This is a genomic window from Streptomyces sp. C36, from assembly GCF_040932295.1.
In the GTDB taxonomy this organism is placed as follows: domain Bacteria; phylum Actinomycetota; class Actinomycetes; order Streptomycetales; family Streptomycetaceae; genus Streptomyces; species Streptomyces triculaminicus.
Map to the genome: position 1 here is coordinate 91,511 of NZ_JBFQGI010000010.1, position 14,626 is coordinate 106,136.

The 14,626-nt window shown below is 65.9% G+C and carries 15 protein-coding genes and 2 pseudogenes; 8 read left to right on the top strand and 9 right to left on the bottom strand.

All coding sequences use genetic code 11. From position 1 onward, the window contains the following. The first annotated feature begins 51 nt into the window (after positions 1-51). The 5 genes from AB4K12_RS27670 (at position 52) to AB4K12_RS27690 (ending at position 3,669) form a co-directional block, all read left to right on the top strand. The gene (locus tag AB4K12_RS27670; protein ID WP_368437114.1) at positions 52-600 is read left to right on the top strand and encodes a hypothetical protein; all 549 of its coding nucleotides are present in this window, start codon (positions 52-54) and stop codon (positions 598-600) included. Positions 601-745: 145 nt separating this feature from the next. After that, the gene (locus AB4K12_RS27675; RefSeq protein WP_368437116.1) at positions 746-1,066 is read left to right on the top strand and encodes a hypothetical protein; all 321 of its coding nucleotides are present in this window, start codon (positions 746-748) and stop codon (positions 1,064-1,066) included. A gap of 100 nt (positions 1,067-1,166) precedes the next feature. Further along, positions 1,167-1,796 carry a hypothetical protein gene (locus AB4K12_RS27680; protein ID WP_368437118.1) on the top strand — a complete coding sequence of 210 codons (630 nt, stop codon included), beginning with the start codon at positions 1,167-1,169 and terminating at the stop codon, positions 1,794-1,796. Between the two features lie 119 nt (positions 1,797-1,915). Further along, the gene (locus AB4K12_RS27685; RefSeq protein WP_368437120.1) at positions 1,916-2,224 is read left to right on the top strand and encodes a hypothetical protein; all 309 of its coding nucleotides are present in this window, start codon (positions 1,916-1,918) and stop codon (positions 2,222-2,224) included. Next, the gene (locus AB4K12_RS27690; protein ID WP_368437122.1) at positions 2,221-3,669 is read left to right on the top strand and encodes a zeta toxin family protein; all 1,449 of its coding nucleotides are present in this window, start codon (positions 2,221-2,223) and stop codon (positions 3,667-3,669) included. The genes AB4K12_RS27685 and AB4K12_RS27690 overlap by 4 nt, the downstream gene beginning before the upstream one ends. On the opposite strand, the gene AB4K12_RS27695 is transcribed toward AB4K12_RS27690, so the two are convergent. Then, on the bottom strand, positions 3,661-4,173 hold the full coding sequence (locus AB4K12_RS27695) for a hypothetical protein (RefSeq protein WP_368437124.1): 513 nt from the start codon (positions 4,171-4,173) through the stop codon (positions 3,661-3,663). The genes AB4K12_RS27690 and AB4K12_RS27695 overlap by 9 nt on opposite strands. 212 nt (positions 4,174-4,385) lie before the next feature. Here AB4K12_RS27695 and AB4K12_RS27700 point away from each other — a divergent pair, with 212 nt between their 5' ends. After that, positions 4,386-4,940 carry a hypothetical protein gene (locus tag AB4K12_RS27700; RefSeq protein WP_368437126.1) on the top strand — a complete coding sequence of 185 codons (555 nt, stop codon included), beginning with the start codon at positions 4,386-4,388 and terminating at the stop codon, positions 4,938-4,940. A 44-nt stretch (positions 4,941-4,984) separates the two neighbouring features. On the opposite strand, the gene AB4K12_RS27705 is transcribed toward AB4K12_RS27700, so the two are convergent. The 8 genes and pseudogenes from AB4K12_RS27705 to AB4K12_RS27740 all read right to left on the bottom strand — a co-directional run. Next, on the bottom strand, positions 4,985-5,515 hold the full coding sequence (locus tag AB4K12_RS27705) for an NUDIX hydrolase (protein WP_368437128.1): 531 nt from the start codon (positions 5,513-5,515) through the stop codon (positions 4,985-4,987). 383 nt (positions 5,516-5,898) lie between these two features. Next, positions 5,899-6,285, bottom strand: coding sequence for a fic family toxin-antitoxin system, toxin component (locus tag AB4K12_RS27710; RefSeq protein ID WP_368437130.1), 387 nt, complete (start codon positions 6,283-6,285; stop codon positions 5,899-5,901). Further along, positions 6,282-6,578, bottom strand: a complete 297-nt coding sequence (locus AB4K12_RS27715; protein ID WP_368437132.1) for a DUF1778 domain-containing protein — start codon at positions 6,576-6,578, stop codon at positions 6,282-6,284. Before AB4K12_RS27715 ends, AB4K12_RS27710 begins: the two co-directional genes overlap by 4 nt. A gap of 252 nt (positions 6,579-6,830) precedes the next feature. Then, positions 6,831-8,144: a hypothetical protein gene (locus AB4K12_RS27720; protein WP_368437134.1), complete on the bottom strand. Its 1,314-nt coding sequence runs from the start codon at positions 8,142-8,144 to the stop codon at positions 6,831-6,833. 248 nt (positions 8,145-8,392) lie between these two features. Further along, entirely contained in the window at positions 8,393-8,851 is a 459-nt protein-coding gene (locus AB4K12_RS27725; RefSeq protein WP_368437136.1) for an FAD-dependent oxidoreductase, read from the bottom strand. Between the two features lie 380 nt (positions 8,852-9,231). After that, positions 9,232-9,999 carry a hypothetical protein gene (locus AB4K12_RS27730; protein WP_368437138.1) on the bottom strand — a complete coding sequence of 256 codons (768 nt, stop codon included), beginning with the start codon at positions 9,997-9,999 and terminating at the stop codon, positions 9,232-9,234. Beyond that, positions 9,996-10,487: a hypothetical protein gene (locus AB4K12_RS27735; protein ID WP_368437140.1), complete on the bottom strand. Its 492-nt coding sequence runs from the start codon at positions 10,485-10,487 to the stop codon at positions 9,996-9,998. Before AB4K12_RS27735 ends, AB4K12_RS27730 begins: the two co-directional genes overlap by 4 nt. Positions 10,488-10,496: 9 nt before the next feature. Beyond that, positions 10,497-12,568, bottom strand: a pseudogene (locus tag AB4K12_RS27740) (glycoside hydrolase domain-containing protein); the annotation flags it as partial. 698 nt (positions 12,569-13,266) lie between these two features. Between AB4K12_RS27740 and AB4K12_RS27745 the strand changes: the two are divergent. Together AB4K12_RS27745 and AB4K12_RS27750 are read left to right on the top strand one after the other, a co-directional pair. Continuing rightward, positions 13,267-13,573 (top strand): annotated as a pseudogene (locus AB4K12_RS27745) (transposase); the annotation flags it as partial. Between the two features lie 388 nt (positions 13,574-13,961). Beyond that, the gene (locus AB4K12_RS27750; protein WP_368437142.1) at positions 13,962-14,135 is read left to right on the top strand and encodes a hypothetical protein; all 174 of its coding nucleotides are present in this window, start codon (positions 13,962-13,964) and stop codon (positions 14,133-14,135) included. Positions 14,136-14,626: the final 491 nt, after the last annotated feature.

The window sequence follows — 14,626 nt, forward strand, 5'->3', positions numbered from 1 at the left end:
CTCCCCATGGAGATCCCGGAGAACCGGGTAGGTTTCTTCCGGAAGGCCCCTGTGAAGATCACCATTGAAGGCGCATCCGAGGAGTTCGCCGAGAAGCTCGTCGCCCTCGCCGCCCAACACCGCGCCGAGCTCACCGTCATCGACACCGCATGGACCGTCGAGCGAGCCGAACGCTACATCCGCTCCCTCCCCGCCGGCGCCCGTCACTTTGCCCAAATCGTCGTCATGGACAACGACGGCTACGCCGACGCCGACACGCTCCGCCAGGCGCTGGGCAAGCTCAACGGGCCGACCGTCGCCCTGTCCCGGGCCATCCCGCGCGGGGTGCGCGAGGGATGGTGGCCGGAGGGCACCCGCGCGCCCATCAGCGCGGTGTACGACCCGGAGAATCCCAGCTGGCACAAGAACATCGCCTACAAGATGGACCGGGAGAACGTGCCCGTCTTCCGCGCGGCCTTCACCCGCCTGGACCGTGCCCCTGCCCGCCTGAACTGGGGCGACGAAGACGTACCGTCCGGGCTGGAGGTCGCCCCGGGCTGGGGAGCCGACGACGATGTACCGCGCGTCATGCTCACCTCCCCGGAGGAAGACGGCAGGTGACAGAGGGGGTTGCGGGGCTAACCCCCAGCTCCTGGACAGTCGGCGCGGCCCGTCACTGAGGCGGGCACCGACTCCTTGGAGGTCTCCTGTGTTTCCCGCCCCCGGCGTCGCCCCCTCCTCCTGCACCCCGGAGTGAGGGCCCGTCATGCCGCTTCTCCTCGGCCTTCTCGACATCCCCGGCCTGTGCACGTCCCTCGTGCTCGCCGCCCTGCTCACCGGCGGCTCCGCCACGCGACGCTGGCTGCGCTCCCGAGGCACCCAGCCCAGCACGGCCGAGCCACCGCGTACCCTGCGCCGCTACACCCTGCTGCGCACCAGCGGCCTGCACGGCACGGCCGACCAGTACGAGACGACCCGGCCACCCGGCACGGTCATCACCCACCGCATCGGCGACCGCCCCCAGCGCTTCGAGCTGACCGACGTGCCGCTCGGCGACGGAACCTACGCCGCCGAACCACTCGACTAGCCACGGGCACCGCAGCCCCCTGAACGGCAGCCCGCCGCAGAACCGTTGAGGGGCCGCCCGGCCCCTGCTCTCCCGCCAGCTCCGCCCGGAAGGAACCCGCATGACGCTATCGCCCGACCTCACCGAAGCGGTGACCGCCGCCGCCCGAGCGCTTCTCCTGACGCGTCGCCCCGCTGCGCAGCTCGACGCGACGGGCAGGGTCGCCACGGCCGAATTCCTGTGCTCCCCGGGCGCTCCCGGCTCCGCGCAGGCCCGAGTGAGCCACCGCACCCAATTCCCGGGCGTGCTCACGGGCCTTTCCTTCGCTGACGCCGCGGCGGAGGAGCACGTCCTCGTGTCCGCCTACGCCGATCTGCTGCGGGAGCACGGCTGGTCGGTCCGCGAGCCGCGGATCCAGCGGCCCGGCCTCCTGGTCTCCCCGCCTCCGTGCCCGGCCTGCGCAGCCGTGACGCAGCCGTGCGAGGTGGAAGGCGAGATGGTCTGGCGCTGCCCCGACCCGGAGTGCGGTCGCCGTACGTACGGCACCGGCAACGAGGTTGACGACGGGCTGCCGCCGTACGCCGAGACCGACACCAACGGTGCCGTGCTCGTCTACCACGGCACCGGGCACCTCGACCTGGAGGCGACCGCCGAACTGGCCTCGCAAGACGGGCCGGACCAGGACGATGAGGAGCCCGCGTTCCTGGTCGAGCCGCCACTCTCCGCCGTCCCGGGGGCCGCTGGTCAGTGACCGCTGCCATGGACAGCGGGCCGCGCACCCCGATTCATTGCCATGCAGAGTCGGCCTGGCGTTCAGCAAGGCCCGAACGGGAATGATCAACTCGGCCATCACACCAGAGGGGAAAGATGATGCCCGCGAGAAACGGGATTTCTGTAACCGACCAGCTGGAGCCCCACGCTTGGTCCAACGAGGAGACCGCCGCCTATGAAGCGGCGATCGAGGCCGTCAACGGTGCGGTAGGGGCCTACAGCGCGCTTATCGCGGCCGAAGAAGCGAAGCTGGCCCCGGATGCCGCCGTGCTCACAGCCGCCCGGGCGGAGCAGAGCCGCCTGGCCCGGGCGCGTGAGAGCCTGCGCTCCACCGACCACGCCCAGATTGCCCAGGCACGTCAGCGGTACGCGGCCCTGGCGCGCGAGGTCCTGGCGAGGATCGCGTGATCGACCCGAAGGAGGTGGAGCGGCACCGGCTCCCCGAGGCGGAGAACCGCAGGATCTTCGCCGAACGCATCGTCCCCGACCTCTTAGCGAACCGCGCTGCGCAGGACACGCCGACTGTGGTGTTCCTGATCGGGCAGCCTGGGGCGGGCAAGAGCAAGGTCACGGAGATGGTGGCCGGCGTGCTCAACCGGCACGGCGGGTTCGTGGATGTCGACAGTGACCTCTACAAGCCCTACCACCCCGCCTACGCTGCGCTGATGGCGCAGGACGACACGCTCATGGCCGCCTACACCCGCGCCGATGGCCGGACGTGGATGGCTCAGGCCGAGAGTTACGTCCGTGAGCACCGGCTGCACGCCATCATCCAGGAGACCTCGCAGAACGCGGAGGCGGTGGAGGCCAAGATGACGGCCTACCGGCAGGCCGGTGCGCGTGTCGAGGCGTTGTTCATGGGCGTGCCGCAGGCAATGAGCAATCAGGGCATCGTCAACCGGTACTTCGAGCAGCTGGCCGACCGCGGACAGGGCCGGCTGACCGTGCAGGCCAATGCGGACGAGTCCTTCGAGGGCATCCTGCAGCTGGCTGATCGCGTCGACCGGCGGGCGCTGGCCGATCTGGTGAGCGTCTACCGCCGCGGGGAGAGCACGCCCCGCTACAGCAATGCCCTGGACGAGAACGGCCAGTGGACCCGGCTGCCGGCGGCGCGCCAGGCGGTGGAGACCGAGCGGTCCCGTGCGTGGAGCGATGGAGAGAGCAGCGGCTTCACCGTCACTCAGCTGCGTCTGCAGGAGGTCAGCCGGGGCCTGGGACCGGACTGGCCGCCACGGCTGGCCCGGATCGAGCAAGAGGCGCAGCCGCTGATGACCGCTGTCGATGTCCAGATCATCACGGCGATGACCGGCGCCAGCGTCGTAGGCGAGGCACGTGTGGTCTACCAAACGGCCCGGGAGATGCTCGGGTCCGCCATGGCGGACCCGCCGGGGTCGAAGGTATCGCCCGCGCTGTTGCCGGACGATGAGCTCGCGAAGCTGCACACCCGGTTGACGGACGCCGAGGAGGCAGCGGAGAGGGCTGCCCGCCCGCCCAAGAACGAGACAGCGGAAGGTGTCCTCCAGCAGTTGACCGGTCAGAACGCCCCCCGGGAGAAGCTGGAGCGGGCGCAGAACTCGGCACGCGAGGATGCGCAGTACGCCCGGGAACAGGCTGCTGCTGCCGGGTCACAAGCAGCCCGGCTGGGGCTGCTGCGGCTGCGTACCGAGGGCGAGATCGAGCGCCGCCGCCAGCTGTCTCCCGCCCAGCGGAAGATCGAAGAGGGCGTCCGCCAGCAGTTGCGCGGAGCAATGGGTGGGAAGCGCCGGATCCAGGTGAGTGCTCCGAACCCACCGACGATCCAGCCGCTTCGGGGCCAGGAGCAGCAGCGGAGAGGCAAGGGCCGCTCACTGTAGAGCTTCAGCTCCCTCTTGATGGGCCCGGGCCGGCGGGTACGGGCATTCCGGCAGTGCAGGGGTCAGTCCTGGTTGAGAAACCGGGGCTGCCCCCCGGTTCATGCCGAGATGCGGGGCGAGCGCGGACTGGAGGCCGCCCGGCCGGGCATGGCTGCCCGCGGACGCGGGGGTACGGCCTGCGGGGCGGCGGCTTGCTCGGGGCTGATGTTGCGGGCCGGTGCGGTCAGCCGCCCGGGTGCCGCCGGCGCGGGTGGAGGTGGCCGCCAGGCGCTCCGCGTGGTGTGCGGAGGCGTCGACGACCGCCCGCAGGGCGGCGATGTCTTCTGCCTTGAACTTGCCGGTTTCGGCCTTCGCGGCGAGGCTCCGGGCAAGTTCGGCAACTTCGGTGAAGGGCTGGACGGCTGCGGCGGGGCCCTCGGGCAGGCTGGCGTGCGGGAGGTTCTGCCAAGCGGTGCGGAAGGCGGCCAGCTGCGGGTGGTCGGAGTCCGCGAGTTGCTGGCCCATGTCCGAGGCTGCCCAGGCCTGGAAGACCAGGGAGACCTCGCGCAGGCCGGCGAGGGCTTCGCTGCGGGAGCCGTAGGGTGCCGGTCCTCCATTGGCGGTGGTCTGCCGCAGGTGCAGGATCTCGGCGATCGTGTGGTCGTAGGCGGCTGTCTGCGGGTCGTTCGCTGCTTCCGTACGGGCGGCCTTGCTCTTCTTTCCCCTAGGGTGATGGCATGTTGATCACTCGTTCGATGCAGGAAGCCCACCTGTACATGGATCTGTATCCCTGTGCGTGCGGCACGGAGGAGTTCGATCGGCAGCACCGCCTGGAGGACCGTGACGGGGTCCTGACCTCCGTGTACGAGGGTGCATGCCCGCAGTGCAGCCGTACGCGCCTGTTCGAGTTCACGACATCCGAGGCCCGTCCGCCGGCGCCTCCTGAGTTCGGTGGTCCGGAGCCCTCGCAGATCATCGATCCAGGTGAGTTCATGTGGATCGGCGACCGGGTGTCCACTGCGTCTGGGGTGCGACTGCTGAACACCCCGCTTGCTGAGCATCGCGAGATCAGTCCGGCTTTTGCGTACGCGCTCGCCGCGTTCGAGGAGGTCGCCAAGTTTCTGCCCGAGGGTGCCGATTCCATTCCCGAGGATCGGTTCACGTCGGAACGGGGACGTGAGATGTACGCCAAGGACCCGACACGGTTCACGCGCAAGGAGATCAACACTGATCTGGAGCTCAAGCGGGAGATCCTCGCTGGCATCGACCGGTTCAGTCCGCCGCAAGACTGAGAGAGCTCTCAAGGCCCGCTCGGGACGGGCACTGAAAACGGGGATCAGGCCTTCAGGTCCAGTAGCAGGGCCATCAGGCCGACCAGGGTGGCGCTGCTGACGATCTCCCGTCGGGCGATCATGGCGGGGATGTCGGCCAGTGGGATCCATTCCAGTCGGTCCGACTCGTTGCGTTCCGTCGGTTCCCCGATGCGCCGGACCCCGTTTGCGCGGAACACGAAGTGCTGGGAGTCGGTGATCCCGGCCGCCGGCTGTGCGTAGATCAGTTCCTGCATGGCTTCCGGGCGCCAGCCGGTTTCTTCCTCCAGTTCCCGGGCGGCGGCGACCACGGGGGTTTCGCCGTCCTCGACCAGTCCCATAGGCAGTTCCCAGGCCCAGGTGTCCGTGACGAAGCGGTGGCGCCACATCATCAGGACGCGCTGTTGGTCGTCGACGGCCGCCGCTATGGCGAGGTCCCGGAGCCGTACGACGTGGTAGTCGGTGCGGATGCCGTCGGGTTGTTCCACGTCCAGCGAGCGCAGCCGCACCCAGGGGGTGTCGTGGAGAGAGTGTTCGCCGTGAACGGTCCATCGCATGCTCTGCTCGCTCTCAGCCTAGGTGACGGGGATGCGTTAGCGACGCGTTGGCCGGACTCCGGGCTCGCCGCTGCCACCGCGCTGGCCCGGTCGGTGACGCCGCGATCCAGTTTGTTCTTCTCTGCGGCGCTGAGCGTGCCGCGGGTGCCGTCGGTGGCGCCGACGGCCTCACGCCGGCGCCACTATGACGGGGGCCGGTCTGGGGGTGGCCGCCATGAGTTCGCTGGACGCGGCCAGGATGTCCGAGGTTGTGACGGTGACCAGATCGCTCGTCGACTGCCTCGGGAAGCCCGTTGATCAGCTTCGTCGTCGACACCTACTTGACGCGGAAGCCGTGCGATCGTTGGCGTCCATGGCGCCGACTTCGATGGGCGGCACTGGCCTTAGGTGGTCCAGGCGTGTAGTTGGCGGGCGATCTGGGCCACGCCGGCGGTGCCTGCGGCGGCTTCGCGGACGAGTGCGACTGCGTCCTTGGGCCGGTACTCGAGGTGGTGCCGGTTCAGTGCGAGGAAGGCCTCGGTGGCGTGCCAGGCGAATGCGTCGTTGGAGTGTTCCAGGCACGGTATCCGTACGAGGCTGTGCAGCAGTGCCCCGGCTTTGAGGTGCTCGGAGCTGTAGATGTCCCGGTCCATCGCTCTGGCGTACATGCGGGCTACAGCGCCGAACAGCGGTCCGTAGTCGTCGACCTGAGGGTCGCCGGGTAGGAGTTCCGCGGCGTGGAGGAGGAAGGGGACGTCGATCCGGAGTGGTGGTTGCTGCTTGTCACTCACGCGGCGCGACCCTGTCCCTCAGTCTCAAGGGTGCTGCGGGCCTGTTGCTCGGCGGCACGCTGCTCAGGAGTTGGATCGGACACCCCCGGCTCGGCGGCGAAGGCCTCGCTGCTGCGGCTGACCGAGGCCTTGAAGGCTTTCAGGAACCTCGCCTCGACCGCCGTAGCGCGCTCGTATGCAGCCGAGAGGATGTATTCCTGCATGCTCACTCCGGCTTCCTTCGCGGCAGCCGCGATAGCTGCACGCTGCTCCGGGTCAGGAAAACGCAAGCTCATAGCCTTCGGGTCTGCCATGATATCGACGGTACCAGTGATACCGGTGGCCTGCCAGCCCGTCTTACTTCATCTGCTCCGTTCCGGCGGTTCTTCCCCACAAGCGACGCTGCTCTGGTCCCCAGCTCGCGTCGACCGCGCGGCCGGTGTCACCGAACCTGGCCCATGCTCGCGAGCCGGTGCAGATTCCCTGACACCGGAGTTCGCTGAGACGGGACATAAATGAGCTGTCGATGGGGGAGAAGGCGGCCATCGCGAGGACTCCGGATAAGCTCACGTTTCCGGGATAAAACGGGGCGTTTTGGTCTGGCTGCCGTACAGCGGTACCTGCTGGAGCGGGTCTCGCTTGCCGACTCCGTGGCGGCGGTCGTAGACGGTGTCGGCGGTGTGGGAGCCGTCGGCCCAGCGGCCGGCGATGTTGCGCTCGGCGAGAGGGACGCCTGCTTCGGCGAGGTCGGTGTTGGCGCCGGCGCGCCAGGAGTGGCTGGTGACCTTCTTGTCGTCGATGTACGGCACGCCTGCCTGTTCGGCAAGGTGCTGCAGACGCTCGTTGAGCGAGCCGGGCCGCATCCGGTTGCCGCGCTTGCGGTCGGCCGGGTACGTCACGAGGTTGCCGCCGCGGGTCAGCGCCCTGAAGAGCGGATCGTCCGGGCCGGCGGCGCCGAGGTCCTTGAGCACGGCGCGCCAGGCGCGGGCGCGGCGGACCAGCTGGAGGTCTTCGCGGTCCTCGATGAAGCGGCTGGATCCCCGGCCGGCCTGGTCGGTCTTGGAGACGGCGGTGGTGACGAGCAGCCCGGTGTCGTAGATCTTGATTCGCTTGTTGAGCTGGTCGGCGAGCTCCATCTCGCGGTGGAGGTTGGAGTAGGCGAGGGCGGCGAGGAAGGCGTCGCGTTTGCCGATGTTGGTGGATTCGTCGATGGCGGCGATGATGCGGAGGTTGTACTCGAGGGTGACTGCGGCGGAGCGGTCGACGGTGCCACCGGCCTGCACCCACGTCTTCTTCCAGGCCCGGATCCGGCCCTTGATGCGGGACGGGTCGGGGCGCAGGTCGACGGGCTGCCAGTTGTAGATCCGGGACATGTACTGCCCGACCGAATCCGGCTTGAACTCCCCGGCCTTTCCGCGCCGGATGAGGTGGAGACCGTAGGCGGTGTACGTGGCGGTGGTGCACGGATACGCCAGCCGCGGCGGGTCCTGCGCCGCGCACCACGCTTCGAACGCCCGGACCGTGGAGTCGCGGTTGATGCGGGTGTTCTCCGCGAGGTCCTCTTCCTCGAGGTCCGCCACGTCCTCCTCGGACAGCCGGAAGTCGGCGTCCGTCCACGGCGGGCGGGCGTCGGCGAGCGGGGGCAGCTGGCCGGGGCCGAGCATGGTGTGCTGGGTGACGAGGTATCGCGGTCCGGCACCCGCGATGTCGGCCGGCGTCGCGGCGGGCAGTGACGGGTCGGCCGGGACGAGTTCCGCGTCGATGATGTCGCCGTCGGTAGCCCCGGTCACCTCGAGGCGTTGGAGGGGGACGGCCGGTTCACTGGCGCTGGCGGGACGGCCCGTCTCGTTCGTCTGCTCGTCTTCGTTCTGCCGGCTCACGCGACCCCCCGAAAGTGGCATGTCCACGCCGCGATTTCGCCGTTCGGCGAGTTGGCGGTTATTCCAGGCAGAATACCCGGCTACCCATCGGTAACCGGCATGCAGTGGCCCGTTGGCGGGGGTGGATCGCTCAGACAGCCCGCTGACGACCTCTCGCGACCACCAAGGTCCGATCACACCGGCCTCTCCGCGTTTGGACGCCAGAGACCCCATTCCACGAGTCGCTTTTCTAGTGGTTGGGGTGAAAGTTACTTGTTAGTGCCGTTTGCTCCGCCGGGCGAACCTGCCTTGGCTTCGTCTGCCACCTTGTGGTCCTGGTACACCTTCCTCGTCTTGTCAATGAGGACCTTGGACCAGTGATCCTTCAGATAGTCCTCCATGGCGGCGACCGCCGCCACCCCCTGGCCGACCGCCTGCCCGACCTGCTGCTGGGACTTGACCCGCACATCACCCACCGCGAACACACCCGGCAGATCGGTCTCGAAAATCAGTTTCTGTCTATCCCCGAGGTAAATGTCGGTCAGAAGGAAACCCTTGTCGTCTGTCGCAGCTCGAGCAGTTCCATTTTCCAGCCACTTGGTTCGGGGGAGACCACCGGTCAATACATAGATCACATCGGCCTCGATCCATTCGGGTGCGGATCCGGGCGCGGCCTTTTTACGACGGTAGTGAATCTTGACCGGGTTGGCGTGCTCGAACTTCACCACGTTGGACCGGGACGATGACCTCAGCACACTCTTCGACCTTGCGGAACAGGTTTAGGCGCATTTCGTTCTTGTCACCGATCAGGGTGACGGCGCATTCGGCGGCGCTGAGTTTCTTGGCGGCGTCGCCCGCACTGCCACCGGCCCCGATGATCACCACCCTCGTGCCGGCTGACGGCTCGTCCTCCACGTAAGCCGGACCCCAGTGGAGGAGCCCCTTCTCCTTCAGCTCCAGCTCACTTGCCTTCTCATCCGCCCCCGGTGCGATGGCGTGGGAGGCGACTGCCCCTGCCCGAACACGCCAGCAAGATCGCGCGGCAGGCGACAACAGTGATCGACCTGCTCGACGGCATCACCGACCACACGGCACGTAACCACAGGCGTTACGCCGCCGATTTCTGGCGGCGTTCCAGCGCCTTCGCAGCGTTGCGCCGTGCGGGCGCTGCCAGATCAACGGGAGCGCCGGCGCCCTGGCCCGCCATTTCCTGCCAGCCTCGGATCTTGTTCGCGACCTCCCTCAGCCGGACATCACCGGGCTTGACATCAACGTAGAACAGAGCTTCGTCCACCTTGCGGTCGTCTCCGCCCCAGCGGACGGCTCCGTCAAGTTCGGCGAGGATGTCCCGGATCGCCATCAGCTGCAGGGGAAAGAAGCCGCCGTGGTTTCCGACTGGAAAATGGCCGGGCCGGATCCGCACCGCTGTCCCGGACGCCAGGTTCGACTCAGGAAGCTCATGACGCACGGCTGATGGGGAGTGCCAGCCGACGACGTCGCCTTTGCGGAGCTCGTCGATCCCATAGTGGAAACGGCGGACGAGGTGGACAAGAACCGCCTCGACATCCCCCATGCGCACCGCGATGCCAGCAAGGGGTGTTCCCGGTACGGGGCGGGTGAATATGGAGCCGCCGCCGTCCGCGACCCGCTCCATCTCCCACCCGTTGTGAGAGGGCTTGCCTGTCAGCACACGTCTTTGCCGCTCCTGCGCCTGGCGTACTGCCTCCTTTACAGCCGGCGGAATCGGATCCTTCCCGGCTGCATATGCCGCCGGGGACAGAAAGCGTGAGGCAGGGAGGCCGGCGGCGATGGCAGCACCAGTGATGACGGCAGTGCGGGCGAGAACTGTGCGTCGCGATACATGCGAGGAATTCATGAGCTGTCTGTCCCTTTCCTGACGACGTGCCTGATGCGACGCTCTGACTCAAATGCCGCAAAAATGGCTAGTGTTGCGGCGATGAACGCCAGACCTAGCACTGTCGGATTGATGTACTCAGGGACGCCGGCCGCATACGTGCCGTCATTTGTGACATGGCATCCCAGGCGCAGGGGGATGTAGGTGGGGCGGTATCCGTCGACGTGCATCGCACGGGCGGCACCCACTGCTTCCTTGCAAGCCTGGTCCCGTCCCGTCTCGTCTAGCAGCATGAGATGGAGCGCGCCCCAGGTGTACACGGTGGCCGCGGCAGCACCAGCCAAGGCTGCGAGGCAACGCAGGGTGACCGGTGCGGCCGATTGCCTGATGCTGTGCCGGGCCATGGTGGCGAACCCGTACACGGCAAGCGAGGCAGAGATCACCAAACCGAAGAGGATGACCGCCAGCAGGGCGGTGGGATTGTGTCCTTCAAAGGAATCGACTGCCATAGGCATGAATTACATGCTCCGAACGATGCCGTTGTACTTTTCAAAGACCTGGTAGAGCGCCATACGCTTGGTTGCATGCTCCTCTGCTTCTTTCCCCCAGCCCTGATAACGGCGCAGCACCTGGAAGATTTCTCCCTCTGAATAGTCCAGGCGCATGGAACGGAGCGCGGGCTCGCCGCCCGGGGGATTGTTTCCTCCGGCCTTACCTTCCGCATCCCACAGGTGAATCAGCGAAACCGTCTGCAGGCTAAACGCGTTATCCTTGTTCACTTTCTGCCACATCGTCCAGATGTCCGCGTCCTTGGTGGGATCGAGAGTCGTCCCGGATACGTACCCCTTGTTGATACAGTGGTTCCAGGCACGATGCCTACTTCTCCGCTGATCTGGGCGATACCCGTGGAAGAATCCCGCTTCGGGGTCATGTTTCCGCCGACACCAGTGTGGTAGTAGACGACGGCAGCATCCACAGCCTGGTCGATGATGTCGTAATGGCGCATCTCCCAGTACGCGGACGTCTGGATCAGGGCCTTGCGCATGTTGAACTTGTTCGAAAGCGACGTGACGAGGGCGTCCTCGGCGAGGACCGTCTCAAAGCACTGAGTGTGACTGAAGATCCTGTTGCCGCCGTCGTTCGGGAATCCAATCGCTTGCATGTACTTTCCAATGTCGTCATGCAGGGCGTTCAAGAATCTGCCATCGAATCTGACATCAGGAAGGATTCCGCGCGGCTTGTTGAACGAGTTTTCCCCGACGTCACGGCCAGAGGCGATGTTATTGTCGATCTCAATTCGCCCGTCACCGGAACCGACGGCGCGGGTAACAACTTGGTCGTATGCCCAATCGGAGGGCAGCGGGTAGCCGAAGTTTCCGGAGAATCCGGAGGACATGTCGGATACGAAACTTGCTGATGAATGTCCGGCTTCACCCATGCGGGTGCAGACGTTCCGAGGACCGTACACGCCGATCCTGTAGGGATTCCCGGAAAGCGCCATGGCATCTTCAATGCCCTTGAAGTGCGGAAGAACATTGTTTGTGACGTCCTGGTCCAGGGCATCGAAATCAACAGCGAAAAAGATTCGCGTCCCATTTTTGAACCCGTGATCCATGGCTGCGTTAATTGCAGCCAACCCGGCTGCGTTCCCGGCTGGATAACTGAAGTCAGAAGCATCGCGGCCGAACGTCTGGTAGATAGGGAAGCAACGCAAGCCGTTGTCTGCGATCGTCTGCAGCTCTCCAGGCTGTATGGCCTTCTCCAGTAGCTTCGTTGCACTGGGGTTAGTGAGGTAGCGCCCCACATATTTGATGCCTTCCGCCTTCAGCGCCTCCGCTCGCGCCGAGGTTATCTTCGTCACCCCGTCACATGCCTCACCCTTCCTCGTCTGATCACCGTAGGAGACAAGGAGAGAAGCCCAGGTCGGAAAGTCGCCGTTGCCGGTCACTGGGAGCTTGGCGAAGGACTGGAAGGTCCGGACGGCATCGGCAAGATCACCGTTGAAGGTGCCGCCGAATGCCACGGGCCGCCGGTTGAGGATCATGGCAGCGGAGAATAACAGGACCCATGTGCCCTGGGATTGCAAGTACAGGGTATGTTCCCGCAGACCTGACTGTGTTCCCGATCCAAAAACACCGTTCGCTACTCCGTCAGCCATGTCGAGTTCGTACTGGATTGCGAGGAGCATGGACTTGGAGACGTCGCGGGAATTATGGCCGTCGCATGGGATGGCGTAGAAGTCCTGGCGGTTAACATAGCGGCCATTCAGCCACTGCTGCACATTCCGGATGGCGTCAGATCCTGAGTTGACGGTGACGTAAGCATCCATATTCAGCAGGCCTTTGAAGACCTTGGGTATGAGATCACTCCCGGGAGATATATTCTCCAGCCCCATATCCTTCTTGAGTTTGGCCATGGCTGACTGGACGCGAGAGTTGTACTTCCCGTCGATTTCACCCCCGTCATATCCTTTGCAATAGAGGCCGGACTGGATCATTCGGCAGAAGTCTGCCGACGGCATGGTGGACTCGTTGAGCCTCGGGTGCTTTGCTGCCAAAACAGAGAGGGTGGTGGGTCCGAAGCTATTGTTCCCTTTCCCTTACTTGTAATCGTCGGGATGACGGTTCATGAGTACCTGAAGCCGGGATACAGTGGACTCAATAAGAGGCCTGTCCTTTTCTGGCTGAGGCGCGGACCCCTGTGGAATCTCCTTTCGGAGATCTTTGATCAGCGCCATGGGTTCCTTGAAATGGCCTGCCCCCTTGGGGCTGGCCTTCATGGCCAGAAAGAAGTCGTCAACGGCCCCTAGAGTGTCTGTTAGGTACTGGGTGCAGTGACTGGGAGCGCAGCCGCCCACGATTTGCGACTGGACGCGGGCCCATGCGTCGCGGACCTTCATGGTGCTGGCCGTGGGCGCAGCGTCCTTGTCTTCCGGCTGCGAGTGGCACGCAGCCAGGGCTGCAGCCAGGATCACACCCAGCGCGGCACAGCGAAGCCGCGCGTTACCTGAGCCCGACATGGCCCCCCGATGTCCATGCGCACCTGAATCAACTTGCTTAAGACGTGGGCGAGTTGATGCTTGATGACATGGACGGTAGCCGTGGGGTAGCAGGGCTGCAAGTGCTTTCATTGGCCACGAGTGCACAAGATCCGGTCAGAGGGATAGAGGGCTCCAAAAGGAGCCTTCTCATGACCGAGGGGAATCCCCAGGTCAGCACGCTGAACATGAGATCGTTTATTCGGAGTCGAGCCCTCCGTGAAGATCAAGTCTGACCGGGAATTTGTTCTGGCCGGCGCCGGCACGGCGACCGGGAAGTGCTGGCTGCGATCGTGTTCGTGACCACGTCAGGCTGTACGTGGCAGGAGTTACCCTCGGCATCATTCGGGCTATCCGGAGCCACTGCCCATCGGCGCTTTTCTGAGTGGACGCAGGCGAAGATCTGGCCCAGGCTCCATCGCCTGCTCCTCGACGAGCTTGGCTCCAGCGGCGAGCTGGACTGGTCCCGCTGTGCGATCGAGTCGGTGACCATACGGGCCCTGCAAAGGGAGGCCTGACGGTCCTAACCCTGTGGACCAGGGCAAGTGCAGCTCCAAGACCTGTGCGGCAAACGAGCCGGCTGATCCGTCTCTGACCTCGGAACCTCAGGGGCACGAGAGCCAGGCCCTGCCCTTTGGCCAACGACATACCACCAACTCCTCGCGGACCCAAGCAGCGCAGGCCGGGGTAAAGCATCAGGCGGATCCCCCCGAACGACACGCGAGTCGACTGCCTCAAGATCGGGGTCAAGAGCCCGCAGCCTTGGCAGACTGGGCCGTCAGCTTCACCGCGTCCGGTCCGTGCGAGCCGCCAAGGCCCTGCGTCACACGGCCACGGCCGACCGCGAGAACGACGATGGCAAGGCGGGACTGGGCCCTCCCGCTTGGCTGCTGGGGGTCAAGCGGCGACCGGCGCCGGGCATACGGGCAGTGAGGCCAGGCAGCGCATGGGACCGCTGGTCTGCCAGATCCACTTGTCCTGGCGTGTGATGTGGCTGGCCGGCGCCACGGGTATGGTCGCCGTCCTCCTGCCCCGGCAGGTCGCTGCGCTCCGCTTCGGCCTGGCCTGCCTGCACATCACGCTGCTGATCGCCCCCTTCTTCATCCTCGGAGGGGTATGACCGACCCCGCGGCGCGTCTGCGGGCCACCCGGCCGTTCCACGGCCCTCTGCCGTACCGGCCGGAGAACACGGGCAACAGCAGCCCTGCGCCGTCGTCGAGTCACACCAACTGCCGTCCGTCCCATCGCGAGACCGCCGGAGATGAAATTCCGCCTTCTTGGTGCCGTCCCCAGGATCGCGAGCTGCTTCATGGCCACCGTGCCCCCGGGGCCGCTCCACCATCGCCAGCCAGCTCTACAACGCGAAGGAGCCCATGGCGCTGTTCGAGCTCCAAGAATGGCTCGGCCGCCGCACTCCAGAAGCCACGGCTCACTTAGGTGAAGATCACCCCGAACACCCTGGCCAGGGCTTACAACGATGCCAGCTACTTCGCCCGCAACGTCCGCACCATCGAAGTCCTCGTCGACCGTGACGCCGTCGCTTCAGGAGCCGCCGCGAACGGCGAGCCCTGGCAGTACGGCGACCTCGGCCACGACTGGTGCACCTACAAC